The sequence below is a fragment of the uncultured Williamsia sp. genome (assembly GCF_947494875.1).
Classification (GTDB): domain Bacteria; phylum Actinomycetota; class Actinomycetes; order Mycobacteriales; family Mycobacteriaceae; genus Williamsia_A.
In genome coordinates, this window is sequence record NZ_CANLWM010000001.1 from 736,747 (window position 1) to 761,021 (window position 24,275).

General features: G+C 70.3%; 18 protein-coding genes. 10 read left to right on the plus strand and 8 right to left on the minus strand.

The window, feature by feature from the left end; all coding sequences use genetic code 11:
* The first annotated feature begins 69 nt into the window (after positions 1-69).
* The 3 genes from Q1A98_RS03640 (at position 70) to Q1A98_RS03650 (ending at position 5,244) form a co-directional block, all read left to right on the plus strand.
* Positions 70-1,278: an acetyl-CoA C-acetyltransferase gene (locus Q1A98_RS03640; protein ID WP_299569944.1), complete on the plus strand. Its 1,209-nt coding sequence runs from the start codon at positions 70-72 to the stop codon at positions 1,276-1,278.
* 33 nt (positions 1,279-1,311) lie between these two features.
* A complete protein-coding gene (locus Q1A98_RS03645; RefSeq protein WP_299569946.1) occupies positions 1,312-3,486 on the plus strand; it encodes a 3-hydroxyacyl-CoA dehydrogenase NAD-binding domain-containing protein in 2,175 nt (724 codons plus the stop codon).
* A gap of 231 nt (positions 3,487-3,717) precedes the next feature.
* Complete coding sequence (locus Q1A98_RS03650) at positions 3,718-5,244, plus strand: NAD(P)/FAD-dependent oxidoreductase (protein ID WP_299569947.1); 1,527 nt, start codon at positions 3,718-3,720, stop codon at positions 5,242-5,244.
* A gap of 17 nt (positions 5,245-5,261) precedes the next feature.
* On the opposite strand, the gene Q1A98_RS03655 is transcribed toward Q1A98_RS03650, so the two are convergent.
* Positions 5,262-5,825, minus strand: coding sequence for a GNAT family N-acetyltransferase (locus tag Q1A98_RS03655; RefSeq protein ID WP_366943348.1), 564 nt, complete (start codon positions 5,823-5,825; stop codon positions 5,262-5,264).
* 116 nt (positions 5,826-5,941) lie between these two features.
* Here Q1A98_RS03655 and Q1A98_RS03660 point away from each other — a divergent pair, with 116 nt between their 5' ends.
* Positions 5,942-6,799: an alpha/beta fold hydrolase gene (locus Q1A98_RS03660; protein WP_299569950.1), complete on the plus strand. Its 858-nt coding sequence runs from the start codon at positions 5,942-5,944 to the stop codon at positions 6,797-6,799.
* Positions 6,800-6,804: 5 nt separating this feature from the next.
* Here Q1A98_RS03660 and Q1A98_RS03665 read toward each other — a convergent pair whose 3' ends face one another.
* The 3 genes from Q1A98_RS03665 to Q1A98_RS03675 form a co-directional block, all read right to left on the minus strand.
* Positions 6,805-7,461, minus strand: coding sequence for a GAF and ANTAR domain-containing protein (locus tag Q1A98_RS03665; RefSeq protein WP_299570550.1), 657 nt, complete (start codon positions 7,459-7,461; stop codon positions 6,805-6,807).
* Between the two features lie 285 nt (positions 7,462-7,746).
* Positions 7,747-8,004 carry a hypothetical protein gene (locus Q1A98_RS03670; protein WP_299569951.1) on the minus strand — a complete coding sequence of 86 codons (258 nt, stop codon included), beginning with the start codon at positions 8,002-8,004 and terminating at the stop codon, positions 7,747-7,749.
* Between the two features lie 71 nt (positions 8,005-8,075).
* Positions 8,076-10,070 carry a M13 family metallopeptidase gene (locus Q1A98_RS03675; RefSeq protein ID WP_299569952.1) on the minus strand — a complete coding sequence of 665 codons (1,995 nt, stop codon included), beginning with the start codon at positions 10,068-10,070 and terminating at the stop codon, positions 8,076-8,078.
* 210 nt (positions 10,071-10,280) lie between these two features.
* Between Q1A98_RS03675 and Q1A98_RS03680 the strand changes: the two genes are divergently transcribed.
* Positions 10,281-11,903, plus strand: coding sequence for an NTF2-like N-terminal transpeptidase domain-containing protein (locus tag Q1A98_RS03680; RefSeq protein WP_299569953.1), 1,623 nt, complete (start codon positions 10,281-10,283; stop codon positions 11,901-11,903).
* Here the strand turns inward: Q1A98_RS03680 and Q1A98_RS03685 are convergent, their stop codons facing one another.
* From Q1A98_RS03685 to Q1A98_RS03695, 3 genes are read right to left on the minus strand one after another with little or no spacing between them, the layout of a single operon-like run.
* Positions 11,904-13,505: an ATP-binding cassette domain-containing protein gene (locus tag Q1A98_RS03685; protein ID WP_299569954.1), complete on the minus strand. Its 1,602-nt coding sequence runs from the start codon at positions 13,503-13,505 to the stop codon at positions 11,904-11,906.
* A 24-nt stretch (positions 13,506-13,529) separates the two neighbouring features.
* On the minus strand, positions 13,530-13,949 hold the full coding sequence (locus tag Q1A98_RS03690) for a DUF3054 domain-containing protein (protein ID WP_299569956.1): 420 nt from the start codon (positions 13,947-13,949) through the stop codon (positions 13,530-13,532).
* Positions 13,946-15,103 (minus strand): YbhN family protein, encoded by a 1,158-nt coding sequence (locus Q1A98_RS03695; RefSeq protein WP_299569958.1) that lies wholly within the window; start codon positions 15,101-15,103, stop codon positions 13,946-13,948. The genes Q1A98_RS03690 and Q1A98_RS03695 overlap by 4 nt, the downstream gene beginning before the upstream one ends.
* A 111-nt stretch (positions 15,104-15,214) precedes the next feature.
* Between Q1A98_RS03695 and Q1A98_RS03700 the strand changes: the two genes are divergently transcribed.
* From Q1A98_RS03700 to Q1A98_RS03720, 5 genes are all read left to right on the plus strand, one after another.
* A complete protein-coding gene (locus Q1A98_RS03700; protein ID WP_299569960.1) occupies positions 15,215-16,438 on the plus strand; it encodes a PE-PPE domain-containing protein in 1,224 nt (407 codons plus the stop codon).
* Between the two features lie 62 nt (positions 16,439-16,500).
* A complete protein-coding gene (locus tag Q1A98_RS03705) occupies positions 16,501-17,736 on the plus strand; it encodes an AI-2E family transporter (RefSeq protein WP_299570552.1) in 1,236 nt (411 codons plus the stop codon).
* Positions 17,733-18,905 carry a DUF5931 domain-containing protein gene (locus Q1A98_RS03710; RefSeq protein ID WP_299569962.1) on the plus strand — a complete coding sequence of 391 codons (1,173 nt, stop codon included), beginning with the start codon at positions 17,733-17,735 and terminating at the stop codon, positions 18,903-18,905. The genes Q1A98_RS03705 and Q1A98_RS03710 overlap by 4 nt, the downstream gene beginning before the upstream one ends.
* Entirely contained in the window at positions 18,902-19,540 is a 639-nt protein-coding gene (locus tag Q1A98_RS03715) for a response regulator transcription factor (RefSeq protein ID WP_299569964.1), read from the plus strand. The genes Q1A98_RS03710 and Q1A98_RS03715 overlap by 4 nt, the downstream gene beginning before the upstream one ends.
* 63 nt (positions 19,541-19,603) lie before the next feature.
* On the plus strand, positions 19,604-21,319 hold the full coding sequence (locus tag Q1A98_RS03720; RefSeq protein WP_299569966.1) for a DUF2339 domain-containing protein: 1,716 nt from the start codon (positions 19,604-19,606) through the stop codon (positions 21,317-21,319).
* Between the two features lie 3 nt (positions 21,320-21,322).
* On the opposite strand, the gene Q1A98_RS03725 is transcribed toward Q1A98_RS03720, so the two are convergent.
* Complete coding sequence (locus Q1A98_RS03725) at positions 21,323-24,244, minus strand: MMPL family transporter (RefSeq protein WP_299569968.1); 2,922 nt, start codon at positions 24,242-24,244, stop codon at positions 21,323-21,325.
* Positions 24,245-24,275: the final 31 nt, after the last annotated feature.

The window sequence follows — 24,275 nt, forward strand, 5'->3', positions numbered from 1 at the left end:
GAGCACCGGGTATGGCGGCGTAAGTTAGCGCGCGTTAGCCTACGGGCACCGATGTGAAAGGACCCGTCCATGAGTGACGCATTCATCTACGAGGCGATCCGTACGCCGCGTGGCAAGCAGCGCGGTGGATCGCTGCACGGCACCAAGCCCGTCGACCTCGTCGCCGGCCTCATCACCGAGCTCCGCACCCGCTTCCCCGACATCGACCCCGAAGACATCGACGACGTCGTCCTCGGCGTCGTGTCGCCGGTCGGTGAGCAGGGCGCCGTGATCTCGCGGACCGCGGCGCTCGTCGCCGGCCTGCCCGACACCGTCCCCGGCACCCAGATCAACCGCTTCTGCGCCTCCGGTCTGGAGGCGAGCAACCTCGCTGCCCAGAAGGTCGCGTCCGGGTGGGACCAGCTGGTCATCGCCGGTGGTGTCGAGTCGATGTCGCGTGTGCCCATGGGCTCCGACGGCGGCGCGATGTTCCAGGACCCGGCCACCGCGTACGACCTCTACATCGCCCCGCAGGGCATCGGTGCCGACCTGATCGCCACCCTCGAGGGCTTCAGCCGTGACGACGTCGACGCCTACGCCGTCGAGTCGCAGAACCGTGCCGAGGCGGCGTGGTCGGCCGGGTACTTCGCGAAGTCCGTCGTGCCGGTGAAGGACATGAACGGCGTCCTCGTCCTCGACCACGACGAGCACCGCCGCCCGGGCACCACGGTGGAGCAGCTCGGCAAGCTCAAGCCCGCCTTCGCGGGTCTGGCCGAGATGGCCGGCTTCGACGAGGTCGCGAAGCAGAAGTACTACAGCGTCGAGAAGGTGAACCACGTCCACACCGGCGGCAACAGCTCCGGCATCGTCGACGGCGCCGCACTGGTCCTCATCGGCACCGAGGAGGCGGGGAAGAAGGCCGGCCTGACGCCGCGTGCGCGCATCGTCGCCACCGCGCAGACCGGTTCCGACCCCACGATCATGCTCACCGGGCCCACCCCGGCCACCGAGCTCGTGCTGAAGAAGGCCGGCCTGACCGTCGACGACATCGACGTGTTCGAGCTGAACGAGGCGTTCGCCTCGGTCGTCCTCAAGTGGATGAAGGATCTGAAGATCCCGCACGAGAAGACCAACGTCAACGGTGGCGCGATCGCGATGGGCCACCCGCTCGGCGCGACCGGCGCGATGATCCTCGGCACCGTCGTCGACGAGCTCGAGCGCTCCGGCGGCCGCTACGGCCTGATCACCCTCTGCATCGGTGGCGGCATGGGCGTCGCGACCATCATCGAACGCGTCTGACGCGCCCGTCCTCACAGGAGAATCCGAGAACACATGAGTGACAACATGATCGCGTGGGAGAAGGACGCCGACGGCGTCGTCGTACTCACCATGGACGACCCCAACCAGGGCGCCAACACCATGAACGACCTGTTCCACGAGTCGCTCGCCGCGACGGTGGAGCGGCTCGAGGCCGAGAAGGACGACATCACCGGTGTCGTGCTCACCTCGGCGAAGAAGACCTTCTTCGCCGGTGGCGACCTGAAGGACATGTCGAGCGACCGCGGCGACAAGGACAAGGTCCAGATCGCCACGGAGATCACGAACCGCGTCAACGAGCTCAAGGTCAACCTGCGTCGTCTGGAGACCTTCGGGAAGCCGATCGTCTCCGCCATCAACGGCGCCGCGCTCGGCGGCGGCCTCGAGCTGGCGCTCGCCACCCACCACCGCATCGCCGCGGACGTGCGGGGCAGCTCCATCGGTCTGCCCGAGGTCACCCTCGGTCTGCTCCCCGGCGGTGGCGGAGTCGTCCGCACGGTCCGCATGCTCGGCATCCAGAACGCCCTGATGAACGTGCTGCTGCAGGGACCGCGCATGAAGCCGGCGCAGGCCAAGGAGACCGGACTGGTCGACGAGGTCGTGGGCTCGGTGGAGGAGCTCCTCCCCGCCGCGAAGAAGTGGCTGTCGGAGAACCCGGATGCCAAGCAGCCGTGGGACACCGACGGGTACAAGATCCCCGGTGGGTCGCCGTCGAGCCCGTCGGTCGCGCAGTTCCTCCCGGCCATGCCGGCGATCCTGCGCCGCCAGCTCAAGGGTGCCCCGATGCCGGCACCGCGTGCGATCCTCGCCGCCGCGGTCGAGGGCGCGATGGTCGACATCGAGACCGCCGCCAAGATCGAGTCTCGCTACTTCGTGTCGCTCGTGACCGGCCAGGTCGCGCAGAACATGATCAAGGCGTTCTTCTTCGATCTGCAGCACATCAACGGTGGCGGCTCACGGCCTGACGGCTACGACAAGTACACCGCCAAGAAGGTCGGCGTGATCGGCGCCGGGATGATGGGTGCGGCCATCGCGTACGTCTCGGCAAAGGCCGGGATGGACGTCGTCCTCAAGGACATCGACATCGACGCGGCCAAGCGTGGCAAGAACTATTCGGAGAAGCTCGAGGAGAAGGCACTCAAGCGTGGCAAGACCACGCAGGAGAAGTCCGACGAGCTGCTCGCCCGCATCCACCCGACCGTGGACCCGCAGGACTTCGCGGGCGTCGACCTCGTCATCGAGGCCGCCTTCGAGTCGGTCGAGGTGAAGCACAAGGTGTTCCAGGAGATCGAGGACATCGTCGAGCCCGACGCCGTCCTCGGCTCGAACACCTCGACGCTGCCCATCACCTCGCTCGCCGAGGGCGTGAAGCGTGCCGACGACTTCATCGGCATCCACTTCTTCTCCCCGGTCGACAAGATGCCGCTGGTGGAGATCATCCGTGGTGCCAAGACCTCGGATGCGGTGCTGGCCAAGGTCATCGACTACACGCTCGCGATCAAGAAGACCCCGATCGTCGTCAACGACAGCCGCGGCTTCTTCACCTCGCGTGTGATCGGTACGTTCATCAACGAGGCCATCGCGGCCGTCGGTGAGGGCGTCGAGCCGGCCTTCATCGAGCAGGCCGGTCAGCAGGCGGGCTATCCGGCTGCGCCGCTGCAGCTCTCGGACGAGCTGAAGCTCGGCCTGATGCAGAAGATCCGCAACGAGACCGCTGCCGCGGCGAAGGCCGAGGGCAAGGACTACCCCGACCACGGGTCGTTCGCGGTCGTCGACTGGCTGTTGGAGCAGGGCCGCGACGGCAAGACCGCCGGCAAGGGCTTCTACGAGTACGACGAGAACGGCAAGCGCACCGGTCTGTGGAACGGTCTGCGCGACCAGTACAAGTCGGGCAGCACGCAGATCCCGTTCCAGGACATGGTGGAGCGCATGCTCTTCGCCGAGGCGCTGGAGACGGTGAAGTGCTTCGACGAGGGTGTCATCACCTCCGTGCCCGACGCCAACATCGGCTCCATCTTCGGGATCGGGTTCCCGGCGTGGACCGGTGGTGTCGTGCAGTACATCAACCAGTACGAGGGCGGCCTGCAGGGCTTCGTCGACCGGGCTCGCGACCTGGCGTCGAAGTACGGCAGCCACTTCGAGCCGCCGCAGTCGCTGGTCGACAAGGCCGGCAAGGGTGAGAAGTACTGATCTGAGCTGATCTCAGACCAGCCAAGCGGCCCGGTTCCCGATGGGAGCCGGGCCGCTTCTGTGCGCTGACTGGGTGGAAACGACCATCGAGTGTGCTGGCAGCGGAAGGTGCGGTGTGTCGACGACGCCGCACACTCGACGGCGGTTTCCACACAGTCGGCACCGTAGTGGTCAACACACTCGGCGGCGGTTTCCACACAGTCGGCACTGCCGTCGGGGATACTTACATCCATGGATGGCACCGTCAGGACCCCCGACCACGAGATCGTCATCGTCGGAGGCGGGTTCTCCGGCATCGGCGCCGCGATCCTCCTCGACCGCGCGGGGTTCTCGGACTACCTGCTGGTGGAGGACGGTGACGGTCTCGGCGGGGCGTGGCACTGGAACACCTACCCCGGCGTCGGCGTCGACATCCCGTCGTTCAGCTACCAGTTCTCCTTCGACCAGCGGACCGACTGGTCCCGGATCTACGCCCCGGGTCGCGAACTGAAGCGGTATGCCGACGACGTCGCGCAGCGATTCCGCGTCACCGACCGCACCCGGCTGAACACCCGCGTCGTCGAGGCAGAGTTCGACGAGTCGTCCGACCTGTGGACGTTGCGGACCGGATCCGGGGACACCATCACCACGCGGTACGTGGTCAGCGCAACCGGCGTCCTCACCCAGCCCAAGCGCCCCGACATCCCCGGCGTGGACGATTTCGCGGGCGACGTGCTGCACACGGCGCGCTGGGATCACTCCCTCGATCTCTGCGGCCGTCGGGTGGCGGTCATCGGCACGGGTGCCTCTGCGGTGCAGGCGATCCCGGAGATCGCCGAGGTCGCAGACCATCTCACCGTCTTCCAGCGCACCCCGATCTGGTGCATGCCCAAGCCCGACGCGCCGATCCCCGGCGTCGTGCGCACCGCACTCGCCCGGATCCCCGGCGCGCGCCGCGTCGCCCGTACCGTGTCGCCGGCGTTCGTCGAGGTCAATTTCCCCCTGCCGGCCCACTTCAACGGCGTGGTCCCGATCGCGACGGCAGGCGAGAAACTGGCCCGGGCCTACCTGCGACGCACCGTGGCCGACCCGGCGACCCGCGACAAGCTGACGCCGCGTTACGCGATGGGCTGCAAACGTCCCAGCTTCTCGAACGCCTACCTCCCGACGTTCAACCGGTCGAACGTGGCCCTCGAGACGTCGTCGATCGACCGGATCGAGGCGGGCGGGATCCGGACCGCGGACGGTGTGCTCCACGAGTGCGACGTCCTGGTCCTCGCGACGGGCTTCAAGGTCTTCGAGAAGGGCAACATGCCGCCTTTCGACGTCCGCGGGGTCGGCGGCCGGGATCTCGACGGGTTCTGGTCGCAGAACCGACTCCAGGCGTTTCACGGCGTGAGCGTGCCCGGGTTCCCGAACCTCTTCTCCATCCTCGGGCCCTACGCCTACAACGGGTCCTCCTACTTCAACCTCATCGAGACCCAGAGCAGGCACATCGTCCGATGTCTGGACCGCGCCCGCTCGGTCGGCGCGACCCGCGTCGAGGTCTCCGAGGACGCCAACGCCGAGTACCTGCGGTCGATGCTGGCGCGCCGCGGCAACCAGGTCTTCTTCCAGGGTGGGTGCGGGTCGGCCAACAGCTACTACTTCGACGACCACGGCGACGTGCCGTTCCGCGCGTCGACGACACTCGAGACCATCTGGAGCAGCCGACGATTCGACCTCAGGGCCTACAGATTCACCCGCGCGACCGACCGCGAGCCGTCAGCCATCCGCTGACACAGTCGGCTGTGAGGTCAGCCCTCCCGCCACATCGCTAAGAGGGTGGGGCCTCCGTCGGGCAGGGTCATCTCTCCGGTGACCACGAAACCGTGGCGCTCGTAGAGGGGCACGTTGCGGATGTTGCTGCTCTCCAGGTAGGCAGGCCCGCTGATCGTGGGCAGGCGGTGCCGGAGCAGCGCGGAACCGTGACCACGGCCCGGCTCGACGGCACCGAGTTGCGCGAGGTACCAGTGCGGTTTCTTCGGCCGGTGCTTCAGCATCAGTTGTGTCGCCGTGGACCCGCGTCCGGCCGCACTCGGGCGCATCGCCAGGAGGAGCGACGGGAGCAGGAGCAGCCGGTGGCGGAGCGGGGCGCGGAACGACGGCGGATCCCACAGTGCGGCACCGACGGCCCGATCTCCGTCGAATCGCAGGTCAGCGGCGTCGGGGGAACAGTGCTCGTGGCGGGCGGCCACCCGGAAGTACCGGCCGGGGTCGTCGTCGCGGAAGATCCACCGCACGACGGGATCGTCGGCGAAGGCCTCTGCCAGGACGTCGGCGACGACGGTGCGTTCGCCGGAGCGGGCCTGCCGGGTCACCGTGGTCGAGGAATCGGTCACCCGCTCAGTCTGCCGAACCGGACTCCGTCCAGGAAGTGGTCCTCCGCCATGGCACCGTCTCACCGACCGGCTAGAACACGTTCTAGTCTGTCGGGGTGGACGTCACCTATGAAGACACCCGTCGTGAACTCACCACCGACCAGGGCACGCTCCGCTACCACGAGGCCGGCAGCCCCGATGCGCCGTCGCTGATCCTCCTGCACGGGTCCGGGCCCGGTGTCACGGGCTGGCGTAACTACCGCGGCAATCTCGGTGTCTTCGCCGAGCACTTCCACACCTTCGTCCTGGAGTTCCCCGGGTTCGGCGTCAGTGATCCGTGGGGTGGCATGCCGGTCCTCGACGCCGGCAAGTCCGTCAACGCCTTCATGAAGGGCCTCGGGATCCCCTCGGCCGCGATGATCGGCAACTCCATGGGCGGCGTCGTCGGCGTCAACCTCGCGATCCGCAAGCCCGAGCTCGTCAGCAAGCTGGTCACGATCGGCGGTGTGGGTGCGAATCTGTTCAGCCCGCAGCCGACAGAGGGCCTGCAACTGCTGCAGGAATTCGCCGACGACCCCGACCGCGACCGCCTCGTCCGCTGGCTCCGGTCGATGGTCTACGACAAGTCCCTCGTCACCGACGAGCTCATCGAGGAACGCTGGGAGGCGGCGACGCACCCCGACGCTCGCAGGACCGGTGAGACCATGTACGGCTCAGCGGCTTTCGCGATGCAGCAGGAGTTCCTCGCCGCCTCGGACGCACCGCCCTATTGGGCGACGATGCACAAGGTCGCGTGTCCGACCCTGCTCACCTGGGGTCGCGACGACCGTGTCAGCCCACCGGACATGGCGCTGGTCCCGATGCGCCTCATCCCCGACGCGCAGCTGCACGTCTTCCCGCGGTGCGGACACTGGGTGATGATCGAGGCCAAGGAGGCCTTCGAGGCGACCGTGCTCGCGTTCCTGCGGAGCTGACCGGCCTACTGGCCCGGTCCGGCCTCCACCACCTGCAGCGCCACGTCGGCGAGTTTGGTGTTGGAGTCCTGCGACAGCCGCGCGAGGAGTTGGAACGCGTCGTCGGCGGAGAGCGAATAACGCTCCATCAGCATGCCCTTGGCCTGCCCGATGACGTCGCGGTTGGTCAGTGCGGAACGAATCTGCTCCTTCTCGCGGACCGAGGAGAACGCGATCGCGGCGTGCGCGGCGAACAGGCTGCCGATCGACCGCGACTCGTCGTCGAAGGCGTTCACGCGAGTGCTGTGCAGGTTCAACGCGCCGAAGCTGTCCCCTTCGACGTAGAGGCAGAAACAGAGCATCGACCGGATGCCGAGGTCGGCCGCAGCCGCGCTGAACCGCGGCCAGCGGTCGTCGGAGCGCATGTCGTCGATGACGACGGTGTCGGACTGCAGAGCCGACGTCACGCAGGGCCCCTCGTGCAGTTCCGCCTGGAGACGGTCGGAGTCGGCGGCCAGGTTCCCGATGAGCACCGGGCTGGTGATCGTCGACCTGTTCTCGACGAGTGTGATGCTCGCGTACTCGGCGCTCGGGATCGACTCGACCGCCGCCGCGCAGATGGCGCGCAGGATCGTCTCGGTGTCCCGGCTCTCCGACCGGAGCCGGCGGGCCAGGTCGGCCATCTGCGCCGGGAGTGCGGGCGTCGACGGGGGCGGATCCTGCGACCCGTGGTCGAGGAGGTCCGAGTGGAACACCTCGCCCCGGGATTCCGACTGCGCCGTCACGCGGCCGCCTGTCCGTGCAATCGAGACTGGTTAGAGAGACCGGGGTCGTTCATCGCAGCAGCTCCTTTCACCGCTCGACGCCCGGGCCGCGAGAGCCCACCGGCGGACACCTGCGCCAGATGTCGGTGGCAGGATTCTAGCCACCAGATACCGCACGCGCGGTGGGAGTACTCGAAATGCTGGTCAGGACGCCAACGTGCGGTACGCGTGGTAGCCGAGGTGCGCTCCGTACGCGACCAGGCCGGCGAGGGCGAGCTTGCGGGTGGCGGGGACCAACAGACCGAGCCCGAGGCCGGTCTCGATCGCCCCGTGGCGCAGCACCCAGGTGCGGGTGTCGTCGGGGAAAGCGGTCGCGGTGAACGACTCGAACTTCTCGGGCGCCACGTAGTGCAGCGGTCCGACGACGGCGAGCGACGCCCCGAGGATCGTGGTTGCGGCCATGATGGGTCCACCTCGCTGTCCGATCCCGCCCCCGGTGTGGGCGGGAAGTCGGACTCACCGTAGCCGGGCCATCACCAGATGCGGACGCGCTGCCCCGGCTCGAGGTACAGGTGGTCACCCTCGGCCACGTCGAACGCGTCGTAGAACGCGTCGATGTTGCGGACGACCCCGTTGCAGCGGAACTCCGGCGGGGAATGCGGGTCGATCGACAGCCGACGGATCGCCTCGGCCTCGCGAGTCTTCGTCCGCCAGACCTGCGCCCACCCGAAGAAGACCCGCTGCAGCCCGGTCAGCCCGTCGACCACCGGCGGCTCGGTCCCCTCGGTCGCGATCCGGTACGCGGCCAAGGAGATCGACAGCCCACCGAGGTCGCCGATGTTCTCGCCGATCGTGAACTCGCCGTTGACCGTGTGCGACGGGTCCAGGCCGGCCGGGGTGAAGGTGTCGTACTGCTCGATCAGCGACCGGGTCCGTTTGCCGAACTCGGTGCGGTCGTCGTCGGTCCACCAGTCGACGAGGTTGCCGTCGCCGTCGTACTTGGCGCCCTGGTCGTCGAAGCCGTGACCGATCTCGTGCCCGATGACCGCGCCGATGCCGCCGTAATTGGCGGCGTCGTCGGCGTCGGGATCGAAGAACGGCGGCTGCAGGATGGCCGCCGGGAAGACGATCTCGTTCATCCCGGGGTTGTAGTAGGCGTTCACCGTCTGCGGCGTCATGAACCACTCGTCGCGGTCGACGGGACCGCCGATCTTGGCGAACTCGCGGTCCTGTTCGAACGCCGATGCGCGCGTGACGTTCCCGACGAGGTCGTCGGACCGGATCTCCAGGCCCGAGTAGTCGCGCCAGGCCGCGGGGTAGCCGATCTTGGGGGTGAACTTGTCGAGCTTGGCCAGCGCCCGCTCCCGGGTCGCCGGGCTCATCCAGTCCAGGTCGCTGATGTTGCGGCGGTAGGCCTCGACGAGGTTCGCGATGAGCTCGTCCATCCGGGCCTTCGCGGCGGGCGGGAAATGCCGCTCGACGTAGAGCTTCCCGACGGCGAACCCGACCGCTGCCTCCACCAGGCCGACCCCGCGCTTCCACCGCTCACGGATCTCGGGTGTCCCTGACAGCGTGCGTCCGTAGAACGCGAAGTTCTCGTCGACGACCGCCGACGTCAGGTACGGCGCGGAGGAGTGGACGAGTCGCCACTGCAGCCAGGCGATCCAGTCCGTGAGCGGCCGATCGGCGACGAGGGCTCCGAGACCCTCGACGAAGGACGGCTGCCGCACGACCACCTCGGCGAACACGGCGTCGTCGGTGACGCCCAGGCCCCGCAGCCACGCCGCGACGTCGAACGCGCCGGCACTCTCGACCAGCTCGTCGTGGGTGAGCAGGTTGTAGGTGAGGTCGGCGTCGCGGCGCCTGACGACGTCCCAATGGTGCGACGCGATGGCCGTCTCCAGGTCCAGCACGGTCGCGGCACGCCCGGCGGCGTCGTCGATCCCGACGAGAGAGAACATGCGCTCGATGTGCGCGACGTACCCGCTGCGGGTCTCGGCGTGCTTCTCCTCGCGGTAGTACGACTCGTCGGGCAGGCCGATCCCCGACTGGCCGAGATGGACGAGATAGCGGTCGGACTTCTTCGAGTCGGTGTCGACGTAGAAGCCGATCGCGCCGCCGGCCCCGCGCCGCTGCAGTTCGCCGACCACCTCGGCGAATTCCTCGGTGGAGCCCACCCCGGCGACGCGGTCGAGGTCGGAGCGGATCGGGTCGAGTCCGAGCGCCTCGATGCGGTCGGTGTCCATGAAGGAGGTGTAGAGGTCGCCGATCCGCTGCGCGTCGGTGCCGGGCTCGGCGTCGGAGCCGGCGCACTCGACGACGATGTCGCGGACGTCGGCCTCGGCGCGATCACGCAGGGTGAGGAACGACCCGTCGATCGGCCGGTCGGCGGGGATCTCGTGCTCGGCGATCCACACGCCGTTCACGTGGGCGTACAGGTCGTCCTGGGCGCGGACGCCGGAGTCGACCCAGCGCAGGTCGATTCCGGAAGGACGGGCTGTGTCGGTGGGTGCACTCACCCCGCCCATCCTGGCACCGCGACGGCGCGCCCGCACGGACCGGGAGCCGACGGGACGTGGACGGGGTAGTGTCTCTCGGAAAGACGCTGTGCCCGCGTCGATCTGGCTGACGGCCGTACATCCGATCGTGACCCGATCGTGAGCGAATCGAAAACACCAACGGTGTCATCCGTGACCTGAGACGAGTGGACTACACCGGGTGACGGGTCCGGTGTCGTGATGGTGTTCTCCTCCCTTCGTTCGCGCGTGGCCGCGGCCACGGTGGTCAGCGGCGTACTCGTGCTCGCCTCGTGTGGGGTGTTCTCCGACCAGCCCGTCTCCGGGTCGCAGCGCATGCTGGCCGACTTCGGCGCGGCACTCGACGCGCAGGATGCCGCCCGTGCGGCCGCGCTCACCTCGGCTCCGGGGCAGGCCGCACCGACCATCGCCGCCACCCTCACCGGCATGCACGCGCAGTCGGTGTCCGTCCGTGTCACCAAGCCGGTCGAGTACTCCGACGGCACCGCCGACTACGGCCTGGACTACCGGTGGGATCTCGGTGACGGCCGCAGCTATGCGACGTCGACGACCGGCACCGCGCGGAAACTGTCGTCGGGCTGGCGGATCCAGTGGGACCCGACGGTCCTCGCGCCGGGACTACAGAACGGCGGTTCGCTGCGCCTGGTCCGCACCGACGCGACGCCGGCGCCCGCCGTCCTGGACACCGCCCGCAAGCCCTGGATGACCCCGCAGGGACTCACCGACGTCGTGTTCGACCCGACCGCGACCCGTGACCGTGCCGCGAGCATCCGCCGCCTCGCCGCGGTCATCGCGCCCATCGCGCCGCTCGTCACCGCACCCGTCATCACGCAACGCGTCGCTGCGTCCGGCGGCAAGCCGACGACGGTCGTCGCGCTCCGTGACTCGGACATGCAGGTGCTCGACGGCGATCCCGCCTCGGTCCCCGGCGTCTCGGTGAGCCGCACGATGACCCTGCTGACCACCGACCGTCGGATCGAGTCGCCCCTGGCGGAGTCGACGGCGGCGTACTGGCAGGCGCTGCGTGACGCCACGTCGGGGTGGGCGGTGCAGCGTGTCGGCGCCGACGGCGGGATCACCCGTCTCACGGGCGAGCAGGGCCCTCCCGCCCCCAGCTTCTCCACCACGATCTCCCAGCCGATGCAGCTCACCGTGAACGCCTCCGTCGTCGACGTGGCGCAGCCGGCGACCATGCTCGTGCTCGACGCGAAGTCCGGGGCGATCGTCGCCGCGGCGAACAACGACGCCGCCGACGCGGCGGGGGCCGACCTCGACAACGCCGTCACACCCGGCTCCACACTCGACCCCGTGCTCGGTGCGATCGCCGCGACCACCGGCGACGACCGGGACGCCGGTGAGAAGGCCCTCCACTCGCTGGGTCTCGGCGTCGACTACACCGTGCCCGGTGTGACCGCGGCAGCGACCAACCGCGCGACGGTCTCGGCCGCCGGCCTCGACTCCGCCCCACAGGTGTCGGCGCTGTCGATGGGCGCACTCGGCGTCGCGATCGCGCGGATGGCCGGTGTCGCACCGACGTTCGTGCGGGGCACCACCACCACCGTCCGCGGGGGCGACCTCGGCCCCATCGACCCGGCGATCGGTGCCCGGATCGCCGCGGCGATGCGGACGACGGCGGCGACCGGCGACGCGAGCGACCTCACCGGCGCCCCCGACCTGAGGGCCCTCGTCGGCACCAACGGACCGCAGGGGCCGGGATGGTTCGTCGGCATCACCCGCGGACAGGTCATCGTCGTGCACTGCGCCGGCGAGAAGTCCGGCTCGGCGGCACTCCAGGTGGTCCAGAAGTACCTGCGTCAGCGCTGATCAGACCCGGTCGAGGTCGATCTCGCGGGTGGTCCCGAGCGCCTCGACGAACCGCTCGTCGTGACTGACGACGACGAGGGCGCCCCGGAAGTCGGCCAGCGCCTGCGCGAGATGGTCACGGGTCGGGATGTCGACGTTGTTGGTGGGCTCGTCGAGGACGAGCAGTCGGGGCGCCGGTGACGACAACAGCGCCACCGCCAGCGCGGCGCGGACCCGCTCACCGCCGGACAGGTCCCGGCACGGACGGTCGGCGTCGTGGCCGCGGAACAGCAGTCGCGCCAGGCCGGCTCGCCGATGCTCGGCGCTGCGGTCACCGCTGACGGCGGCAACCAGGTCGTAGGGACTCGCGTCGGGGTCCAGGCCGTCGAGGACCTGGGGCAGCACACCGGTGGGCACCTGCGGCGGCGCAGCGACGAGGTGGTCGATGAGAGTGGTCTTGCCCGCGCCGTTGCGCCCGCGGAGCACGATCCGTTCAGGTCCGACGATCCCCACCTCGACGGTCCCACCGGGTAAGGCGAACCGCGTCGGCGGCAGGACGACCTGTCCGGGATGCACCTCGGTGTCGGGGAGATCGACCCGGACGGTCCGGTCGTCGCGAACGGCGTCGGCGGCGCTCGCCGCGGTCTCGCGGGCCTCGTCGAGCCGACGACGATGTCCCCCGGTCAGTTTCGCGGCCGACTCCTGCGCCGACCGCTTGCGCTGCTGCATCACGATCTTCGGTTCACGCTTCTGTGCGTACATCTTCCGGCCGTAGCGCTGACGGTGCGCGACGACGGTCTGGGACTCGGTCAGCTCCCGCTTCTGTCGGGCCTCGTCGTTGCGGGCCGCGGCCAGCACCTCGCGGGCGCGCTCCTGCTCCGCGGCGAGCACCGCCTCGAAATGGGCGTAACCCCCGCTGATCACGCGGATGTCGCCGTCACGGACCTCGGCGACGGCATCGACGCGGTCGAGGAGGTCACGGTCGTGACTGACGGTGATCACCTGCCCGTCGAACCGGTCGATCGCGTCGAGGAGCAGGCCACGGGCACGCGGGTCGAGGTTGTTGGTCGGTTCGTCGAGGACGAGGAGCTCGGGGGCCGCGAGCACGGCGCCGATCACCGCGACGAGCGTCGCCTCGCCGCCGGACAACGTGTCGACCACGCGGGACAGGTCGCCCGGGGTCGCGACGAGCCGTGCGAGGCCGAGCTGCCCGAACAGTGCGACCGCGCGCTCCTCGACGTCCCAGTTGCCCTCGAGCGCAGCATGATCCGACTCGTCGGCGGCGCCGCGCTCGATCCGGTGCAGCGCGGCGCGGACCGGTGCGATCCCGATCAGCTCGTCGACGGCGACGGCCGATCGCAGGGTGATGTCCTGGGGGACGAGTCCGACGGTCGACGGGCGGTCGACGGTGCCATCGGTGGGCGTCAGGTCGCCGGTGAGCAGGCGGACGAACGTGGTCTTGCCGGCGCCGTTCGCGCCCACGACGCCCACGTGGTGCCCGGCCAGGGTGGTCGAGACGTCGTCGAACACGACCGTGCCGTCGGGGAGACGGAAGTCGAGAGATGTCGTCGTGACCGATCGGGACAGCACGTCGGGCGACGCTAGAGGGTGGGCGTCGGTCACGCCAGCGATTATCTGCTCGCCGCGTCAGCGTGCGGAGCGCGCGGAGACGAGACGACCTGCGGGACGGCGTAATCCGCGCCATCCGAGCAGGAACAGGCCGAGGACGATCGACGCGACGACGATGAAGCTCACCGCGATGCCCTGACCGAACTGGTCCCGCAGCACCATCCCGATCGCGACGGTGCAGATCCACGTGATGACCCCGTCGGGGACCACCCGTTCGGGTCGGAAGTGGGGTGCGCCGATCTGATCGGTGTGCACGTGCGCGACGACGTAACCGACCGACCACCCGACCGCGGTGCCGGCGAGGAACGGCCACAGTGTCGAGAGGATCCCGGTGATCGTCAGGCCGTCGTCGTGGTTGATCCGGCCGATGACGACGAAGACGAGGACGGCGACCACGTCGGCGACGGCGGCGAGCGCGACCACCCGTCCGCGGGTCATGTCCGCCCCGGTCGGTCGTCGGGTGGGTCGGGGTCGTCGGTGACGGGGGCCGGAGGAGCGTCCGGTGCCCCTGTGGCGTCGGCGTGCACCTCGGCGTCGAGCTCGGCGTCGGTGTCGGACAGGGCCTGTCGGAACATCACCGCGATGACGATCCAGCCGACGAGCGCCACGAGCAGGTAGCTGATGAGCCGGTAGACGAGGACGGCGGTGACGGCCTCGCCCGCGCCCATGCCGGCCGAGGTGAGCGCGGGGACCAGGACCGCGTCGACGACGCCGAGCCCGCCCGGCAGCAGCGGGAACGCGGTGCCGACGGCCTTGCCGGCCGCGTAGGCGACCGCCAGACCGGCGATGCCGGGCTCACCGCCGACGGCGTAACAGGCGAAGGCGAGGCAGGCGACGTCGGCGAGCCAGTTGAACAGAGACCACCCGAAGGCGATCGAGGTGTCCTTGCCGGTGAGCTGGACCGCGCGCAGCTGGTCGACGATCTCGTGCCAGCGGGCCACCCCGTGCTCGTGGTCCTTGTCGCGCATGTTGTTGACCGCGTACAGCGTCCGGGTCCCGATCGACTTCATCATCTCGGGGTGGGAGGCGATGTACTGGGCGAGGATGACGAACGCGAGGAAGCCGCCGATGGAGAAGATGACCGAGAACGGGCTGGTCTTCGCGCCGGCGAGCAGTGCGCCGCCGATGCCGAGCACGGCCAGGCCGACGCCCATCAACAGACCCGACATGACGACCTGCCACGACGCGACGACCGGCGACGCACCCCACTTCCGGGTCTGTCGGTAGGTGAAGGCGGGGGCGAGGACGTTGCCTCCGGGCATCGTCTGGCTCACGGAGTTCGCGGCGAGCACGACCGCCAGCGACTTCATCTGTGACACCCGCACACCCGCGGAGCGCAGCAACGCGCGCTGCACCTGCGCGAAGCTGTCCATCGAGAACCCGGACGCCACGATGCAGGCCACGACCCACCACCAGTGGAGGCTGCCCATGCTCCGCCACGCCTCGGTGAGTTTCGGCCACACGAGGACCACCTCGACCGTGAGCACGACGACGACGAGCGCCAGGGCCACCCAGCGCACCCACCAGAAGCGACGACGCGTTGGGGCGGCGGGTACGCCGTCCTCGGCGGCGTCGCCGAACTGGGCCGTCATAGGGCCTCACCCTAGTCATCCGATCGGCCGATCCCCTGTCGCCCGTCCGACACGACCGTTATCCTTTCCGGACCGGGTCGGCTGTGGGGGCGGCCCGAGGGGGGGTTCCACATGGTGTTCCGTCGTCTCGTCGTGGGCGCGACAGCACTGGCCATGGCCACAGCGCTCACCGCCGGGGTGGGAGCGGGATCAGGTCTCGCGGAGACGCCTCCGCCGACCGGCGGGACGATCCTCGCGCTCGGGGGCAACAGCAACCCGCAGGGCCAGGACATGGACAAGGAGCTGTCGGGGTACTTCTCCGGCAAGCCGGGCACCCCGTACGCCGGCTGGACCTACCGGACAGTCCAGTGGCCCGCGCAGACACCGTTCACCGCCGGGTGGACCGGCCTCACCTACGACCAGTCGCAGCAGGCGGGGGTGTCCGCGCTGGAGCTCGCGGCACTGGGACCGCGGGCGCCCAAGGGTCCCCTGCTGATCGTCGGCTATTCGGCCAGCGCCGGTGTCGTCATGAAGTCGCTGCGGAAATGGCAGCAGATCCGCGCCGCGGGCGGGTACGCCCCGTCGCCCACCGACACCACCGCGATCGTGTTCGGCAACCCGAACCGTCCCAACGGCGGCGTCTTCGCGCGATTCCCGGGTTTGTACGCCACGCCGTTCGGTATGACGTTCGACGGGCCGGCACCCGTCACCGACTACAAGGTCACCGACATCAGCTGGGAGTACGACGGGGTCTCGGACTTCCCCCGCGACCCGTCGAACGGCCTGGCCGTGCTCAACGCCGCGTTCGGGTTCCTCGTCCACGGCAGCTACAAGGACGTCGACCTGAACGACAAGTCCTCGATCATCTCCGACGTGACCGTCGGGAACACGCGGTACATCACCGTCCGTGGCGAGTACATCCCGCTGCTGATGCCCCTGAAGCTCCTCGGCGTGCCGAAGCCTGTGCTCGACGCGATGGAGCCGGGGCTGCGCGCCCAGATCGAGAAGGCGTACGACCGGACGGCCGGGCCGGGCACCCCGGTGCCCGCGCGCCTCGGTCCGGGACAGTCGCCGCAGAAGGTCGTCGACGACTTCGTGTCGACGATCGGTCAGGCACAACAGTCCGTGCAGTCGGCGAGCCGCCGACAGGCCGCGAGCACGCCGTCGTCGGCACCACAGACGACCACGACTCGGACGACCACGTCCCAGACCACGTCGACCACCACCGCGGCGTCACCGTCGACATCGGCATCCATGAGACCGACGACAACCACACCGACGACCACCACACCGACCGCCCCGTCATCGGCGGCGAGCGCGTCGTCGGCCACCCCGACCACCACCTCCGCGAACTGAGGGGTCCCGCGGGGGCGAGCAGGTCGGCCCCTGCGGGCTAGGGTTGGCCGGTGAGCGACCGTATGCCCGACTCGTCGGGTCGCGCTGATCGGTTCGCCGTGCACCCGCTGGTCCGGGCCGCGGCCGAGTGGTCGTGGCGGCTGGTCGCGATCGGCGTCGCGGTCTACGCGCTCTTCTGGCTCGGCCACAAGTACGAGGCCGTCGCGGTCCCGATCGCGTTGGCGATCCTGGGCACGGCCTTCCTCGTCCCCGTGGTCGACTGGCTCGACCGCCGCGGCCTGCACCGCGGCGTGGCCGTCGTGGTGACGATGATCGTCGCGATCGGCGTCATCGCCGGGATCCTCTCGTTCGTCGTCCAGCAGTTCATCGACGGACTGCCCGACCTCACCAACCAGGCGACCTCGACGATCGACTCGGTCAAGAGCTGGCTCCTCGACGGCCCGTTCGGACTTGAGCAGGCGCAACTCGACCACGTCGGCGACGACTTCGTCGCGATGCTGCAGCGCAACCAGAGCAAGATCACCACCGGCGCGATCGCCACGGCGGCCACCGTCACCGAGGTCGCGACGGGCGCTCTGCTGTTGCTCTTCCTGATGATCTTCTTCCTCTACGGGGGCGGGCAGATCTGGATGTTCGTCACCAAGCTCATCCCGAGCTCGACACGGGATCGCGTCCGCGTCGCGGGGCGGGCGGGGTTCGGGACGCTCGTCGGGTACGTCCGCGCGACCGTGGCCGTCGCTGCCGTCGACGCGATCGGGATCGGCGTCGGGCTGGCCATCCTGCAGGTGCCGCTCGCCCTGCCGCTTGCCTCGCTGGTGTTCATCGGCGCGTTCATCCCCATCGTCGGAGCGCTGGTGACCGGTGCGCTCGCGGTGGTCGTCACGCTCGTCACGCAGGGCTGGATCGCGGCGGTGATCGCGCTCGCCGTGGTCGTCGCCGTCATGCAGATCGAGAGCCATGTGCTGCAGCCGTTCCTGCTCGGTCGCAGCGTGCGGGTCCATCCGGTCGCGGTCGTCATCGGCATCGCGGCGGGGATCGTGACCGCGGGCATCATCGGTGGGCTCGTCGCGGTGCCGCTGATCGCGTTCCTCAACACCGCGGTTCGTTCCATCCTCGGGTCCCGACCCGATCCCGCCGGCGACTCGTCGACGGTGTCGCCCGACAAGCCGATCTGGGACAGCGGCGACCATCCGGGCATCGACGGCCGTCCCGACTCCGACGCCGTCGACTCCGACGTCGGGGACACGGCCGACGGGGACACGGCCGACGCCGACGACGGGGAACCGCGGACGTCGTGACCGACGTCCGCCGCGCCGCCACCGCCCGCGACGACGCGGCGGTCGCGGAGCTGTGGCGGGCCGCGCAGGTGTTCCGCGCACTGACGGTCCTCTACTCCGTCGGGTTCTCCGTCGCCGTCCACGACGACCTCGAGCATCCGCTCGGCGGTGTCGTCGTCGCCGCGATCGTCGTGCTGTGGTCCGTGGTCTTCGGGTGGGCTCACATCCGCGGCCCCGGGCGGACGGCCTGGTGGGTCGTCGCCGATCTCGTCGTGGTGTGTCTGCTGATGCTCTCGACGCTGTTCCTCGCCTCCGGTGGCTGGCGGGCCGACCACCAGTCGATCCCGACGACTCTGTGGGCCGCGAACGCGGTGATCTCCGTCGGCATCCAGCTCGGTGCCGCCGGTGGCGGGGTCGCCGCCGTCGCGGTGATCGTCAGCAGCACGATCGCCAAGGGCTTCGTCGTCGTCGACCTCGCCCGCAACGCCGCGGTCGTGATCCTGCTGGCGCTCGGCGTCGTCATCGGGCTCGGGGCGAGCGCCCTGCGCCGGGCGTCGGCGCGTCTGGAGGAGGCGACGCGGCTGGCCGCGGCGACCGCGGAGCGGGACCGGCTGTCCCGCCAGGTGCACGACGGCGTCCTCCAGGTCCTGGCGCTCATCGCGCGCCGTGGTCGTGAGATCGGCGGTCAGACCGGTGATCTCGCCGCCCTCGCCGCCGATCAGGAGCGCGCCCTGCGGGACCTGCTCGCCCACGACGCGACGCCGCGCGCCGACGCCACCCTCGATCTGGCCGATGCCCTGCGCGCCCGCGCCGGCGACCGCGTGACGGTCAGCGCCCCGGCCGAGCCGGTGATCGGCGACGCCGAGCGGGTCACCGAGGTGCTCGCCGCGGTGGACAATGCCCTCGACAACGCGCGGCGGCACGGCGGGGGACCCGACGGTGTCACGCCGCGGGTGTTCGTCCTCCTCGAGGACCTGGGCGGGAAGGTGGTGGTCAGCGTGCGGGACGACGGTGTCGGCATCGCCCCGGGGCGCGTGCGGGAGGCGGCCGGGCAGGGACGTCTCGGGATCACCCAGGCCATCGTCGGGCGGATCGAATCCCTCGGCGGGACGGCGCATCTCGAGACCGGGCCGGGGGACGGCGCCGAGTGGGAACTCACCGTCCCGTGGACGGACGGTGAGCCCCGATGACCACGGTCATGGTTGTCGACGACCACCCCATCTGGCGCGAGGGTGTCGCCCGCGACCTCGCCGACGAGGGCTTCGACGTCGTCGCGACCGCCGACGGTGTGCGTGCGGCGGTGGCCCGTGCGGCGGCTGTCCGCCCGGACGTGGTGCTGATGGACATGCAGCTGCCCGACGGGACCGGCGCGGACGCCACCGCCGGCGTGGTCGAGGCGTCACCCGACTCCCGGGTGCTGGTGCTCTCGGCGTCGGCCGAACGTTCCGACGTCCTCGACGCCGTGAAGGCCGGGGCCAGTGGCTATCTCGTGAAGAGCGCATCGCGTGCGGAGTTGGTGGACGCGGTGACCGCCACGGCCGCCGGCCAGGCGGTGTTCACCCCGGGCCTGGCCGGCCTGGTGCTCGGCGAGTTCCGCCGCATCGCCGACGGCGGTGCGGACGCGTCGACCCCGCCCATCACCGACCGGGAGACCGAGGTGCTGCGGTTCGTGGCGAAGGGGCTCACGGCGCGCCAGATCGCGACCCGGCTCGGGTTGAGTCACCGCACGGTCGAGAACCACGTGCAATCGACGCTGCGGAAACTGCAACTCGGCAACCGCGTCGAGTTGACCCGCTACGCGATCGAGCACGGTCTCGACGAATGATCCCCACGCGGGGTGGGTAGTTGCACTCATGTCGCCGCCGCGATCCGCGACGACGATCGGCCCATGACAGCTCCGTATCCGCACCCCGCCCATCTGCAGCGACTCGCGCAGGAATGCGCCCATCTGGCCCACCGCACCTCGCAGATCGCCGCAGAACTCGCCGCGATGCAGGTGGCACCCGTCCCCGCACCTGTCCCCGCACCCCCACCCGCACCGATCCCGCCGCCGCACCCGTATCCGGCGACGCCACCGCGCCGCTCCTGGCTGAGTCGGGCGGCTGACGACGGCCGCCTCGTCGGCGCCGTCCTCGCGGTCGCGGGAGTCGCCGTCACCGTCGTCGGGGTCGGCTTGCTTCTGGTCCTCGCCGCGCAGGCCGGGCTGCTCCGCCCGGAGATGCGCGTGGCCGCGGGCGCGGTGTTCGCGGCATCCCTCATCGGGTTGGCCACCCGGTCTCACGCTCGCGGGTCCGGTGTCGGCGCGGTCGCGCTCGCGGCCACCGGCATCGCCACCGCCTACCTCGACGTCGTCGCGGTGACCCGGCTGTACCACTGGGTGCCCGTGGTGGTCGGTCTCGTACTCGCCGCCGGGCTGGCCGGCGGCGGTGTCGCGTGGGCGCGGAGGTGGCGCTCCGAGCGGCTCGCCCTGGTCTCGGTGACGCCGCTGATCGCCGTCGCCCCGCTCGTCGCGGGCGGCATCGATCTCGGTCTGGTCGGCTTCATGCTCGTGATCGCCGTCGCCTGCGTGGTCGTCGCGCACCGCACGCCGTGGTCCGCGCTGCCCGTCGTCGGTGTGTCCGCCGTGTCGCTGTGGGTGACCGCGGTGGTCGTCGCCGCCCGTGTCGCCGCGGCTGAGGTCGACGGGGTGCTCCTGGCCCTCGGGTGCGCCGCGACCGCGGCCATCGGTCTCGCGGCGGGACTGTCGTCGGTCACCCGTCGCGTGTCCGCGACCGCCGCGGCCCTCGCGTCCGTCGTCGGCTGCGTCCCCGCCCTGGTGTGCGGGGTCGCGCTCGACCGGGGGGTCGCCGCCTCGGTGCTCGCGGCCGTGGCGACGGCGAACGCGGCTCTGGTCGTGTGGTCCGCTCCGTCGATCGTCCGGGCGACCTGGGCGTGCCTGGCCGCGGTGGCGACGGTGGTCGCGATCCCGAGCGCGTTCGGCGCGACGGTGGCCGTTCCCGCACTGCTCGCGATCGCCGCGGTCGTGACCGTGGTCGGCCGCGGTGACCGGCTGATCGCCGCCGTCGGGGCGGGTCTCGCCGTGGTCGGGGGTCTCGGGTACCTCGGCTGGTCGGTCCCCGTGGAGTCCCTGCTGACCCCGATCGCGCGGACCGACGGGCAGACGGCGTCCGCGGTGGTCGCGAGCCTGCTCCTCGTCGGCGCTGCCGCGGCGCTCGGCGTGGTCCACCGGACGCAGGCGGGCGCGGTGATCGCCGCCGGTGCCGTCGCCCTCTACGGGCTCACCGCGACGGTGGTGACGGTCGGTGTCGCGGTGGGCGGCACCGGCGCGGGCTTCCTCGCCGGCCACATGGCCGCCACTGTGCTGTGGGTCCTCGCCGCGTCGGCCGTCCTCGCCGTCGCCGCGCGGATGCCGGTGGGCGCGGCGCGGCGGGCTCCGATCGCCGCTGCGCTGACCCTGGCAGGCGCGGCGGTGGTCAAGCTGGTCACCTTCGACCTCGCCACCCTCGACGGTGCGTTCCGTGTCGGGGCGTTCGTCGCGGCCGGGATCGCGCTCCTCGCGGTGGGCGCGCACCACGCGCGGGCGCGGTCGACGACGTCGGTTTGAGGGTCAGCCCTCGTCGCCGTCGCGGTCGATGCGGCGGCGGAGGAGTTCCTGCACGCTGATCTGGCTCTCGCCCTCGCGCTTGTGACGGCGACCGCCGTCGTCGCGTGGGTCGGGTCGCGGCGCGGGCGGCGGGGGCGGCGACGCCGGACGGGCGGCGCCGTTCGCGGCCGATCCGTTCGGGGGCGTGCCGTTGCCGTTCCGGTGGGGCTCGTCGCGGATCGCGCTGTTCAACCGGATCCCGCTGTCGCCGAGGCTCCAGCCGCCGGTGTCGGGACGCGACGACGACCCGGACGGCGTCGGGCGACGACCACCGACCGTCGGGCGCTGCGGGGGCGGTGGACGACGCACCCCGTCGTCCCGAGCGGGAGCGGGTCCCGGCGGGGGCACGGGTCGCGGTCCGGAGCGCGGCGGGGCCGGACGCGCATCCGGCGGACCGACCGGACGCCGGGTCTGCGGTTCGGGGCGCGGGGCACCTCGTCGATCACCGACGACGGGTCCGACGCGGGCGGGATCGGCACGACGCGGTGCGTCGGGACGAGGTCCGTCCGGGCCCTCCGGTCGCCGCACGGGACCGCGCACCGGCGCCCGGCCACCGGCGGCCGCGAGCGCGGTGGTGGGGACCTCGGAGACGACGGTGCCGGCGTCGCGCTGCGCGCCCGGGGCGACGACGCGACCCGGCTCGTCCTCGAGGACCGTCTCGCCGAGTCCGATCTTGCGCTGCACGGTCTGCATCCAGCGCGGTGCCCACCAGCAGTCGTCGCCGAGGAGCTTCATGACCGCGGGCACCAGCAGCATGCGGATGACGGTGGCGTCGAGGATGAGCGCCGCGATGATGCCGAACGCGATGTACTTCATCATCACGATCTCGGAGAACCCGAACGCCCCGACCACCACCACGAGGATGGCCGCGGCCGCGGTGATGATGCGGCCGGTGTGGGCGGTACCGCTGCGGATGGCCTCGGTGGTCGTCGCGCCCTGCTGTCGCGCCTCGACCATGCGGGACAACAGGAACACCTCGTAGTCGGTCGACAGGCCGTAGATGATCGCGATGATCAACACGAGCACCGCCGACATGAGCGGGCCGGGCGTGAAGTTGAACAGCCCGGCGCCGTGACCGTCGATGAAGATCCACGTGAGCACGCCGAGCGTGGAGCCCAGGCCCAGCGCGGACATCAGCGCGGCCTTGATCGGCAGCACCACGGAGCCGAACTGCAGGAACATCAGCAGGAACGTCACGACGATCAGCAGGACAGCCATCAGCGGGAGGTCGTCCAGCAGGGTGTCGATCGAGTCCTGCGTCAACGCAGGGGTGCCGGCGACGTACATCGTCAGCCCCTGGGTGTCGATGCCGCGCAACGCCTTCACGGCGTCGGCGGTGATGTCGCGGTTCACCAGCCCGGCCGACATCTGCACGACGCCCGTGGAGGTGCCCTCGATGGTCCCGGTGAGCGCGCCCTGGCTCGAGTCCAGGCTGAACGGCTTGGTGAAGCCGGGGATCTTGTTCGCCTCGTTCGCGATCTGCTGCAGCTTCGCGCCGTCGGAACCGCTGTTCTCGTCGTAGCGGATGACGAGCTTGACCTCCTCGGTCCGCTGCGTCGGGAAGATGCGGTCGAAGTCCTCCTGCGCGGTGCGGAACGAGTTGTCCGGCGGCAGGTACTTCTCGGTGATGCCACCGAAGGAGATGTTGCTGAACGGCACGATGAGCACGAGCAGCAGCAGGACGGTGGGGATCGCGGTCTTCAGCGGGTGGCGCATGACCCAGCCCGCGAGACGACCCCACGGGCCGTTCTCGATCTCCTTCTTCGGCTTGGTCCGCCGCAGGAACTTGAAGCCGAGCGCGTCGATGCGTCGGCCCAGGATCGCGAGGATCGCGGGCAGCACGGTGATCGACAGCAGGGCCGCGAGACCGACCGCGCAGATCGCGCCGTAGGCGACCGACTTGAGGAAGCCCTGCGGGTAGATCAGGACGCACGCCAGCGCGGCGATGATGATGGTCGCGGAGAAGACGACGGTCTGTCCGGCCGTCATCATCGTGCGTCTCACCGCCATCGGTGGTGGATAGCCCTCGGCGAGCTCTTCTCGGAACCGGCTGACGATGAACAGGCCGTAGTCGATGGCGATGCCCAGACCGATCAGCGAGATGACCGGCTGCGCGAAGAAGTTGACCTGGGTGACCTGCGTGATGCCGTTGAGGATGCCGGTGGCGCCGGCGATGGTGAGGCCACCGATGATCACCGGCAGCACGGCTGCGACCACACCGCCGAAGATGAAGAACAGCATCAGCGCGACGAGCGGCAGCGCGACGAGTTCGGCGCGGGTCGTGTCCTTCGCGACGCCGTCGGAGATGGCGTTGGCGATCGGTTGCAGACCCGCGAGTTGGAACGTGGTGCCCTGCAGGTCGAATCGTCCGGGTATGTCGTCGAAGAACGGTTCGATCGTCTTGTAGTTGTTCAGGATCGTCGTGTCGTCGTCGCCCTTGACGCCGATCGAGATGAACGCGTGCTCCTTCGGGGCGTCGAACGTCTGCGCCCGGATCTGCGACTGCGCGGCCAGGGCCGCGGGACCGGAGGCGGGTGCGAACGGGTCGATGATGCCGGGGTCGTCGCGGTTGACGATCGTCGGATGCGCCGTGATCAGCGCGTCGACGAACTTCTCGACCTTCGCCCCGAACTCGGGGTTGTCGACGGTGGTGCCCGCCGGCGGGGTGATCAGCAGGACGATGTCGGACTTGTGGTCACGGCCGAACGTCGAGTCGGCGAGCTGCGAGCCCTTCACCGACTGCGAGCCGTCGTCGAAGAAGCCGCTCTGGCTCAGGTTCTTCCCGAGGCCCAGTCCGTACAGGCCCAACCCGCCCATCACCACGATCAGGACGGCGATGACGGCGAAGCGCAGCCGGTACACGAAGGTGCCAATGGCTCCGAACACCGCTCACGTCCTCTCTCGTCGGTTGGATCGA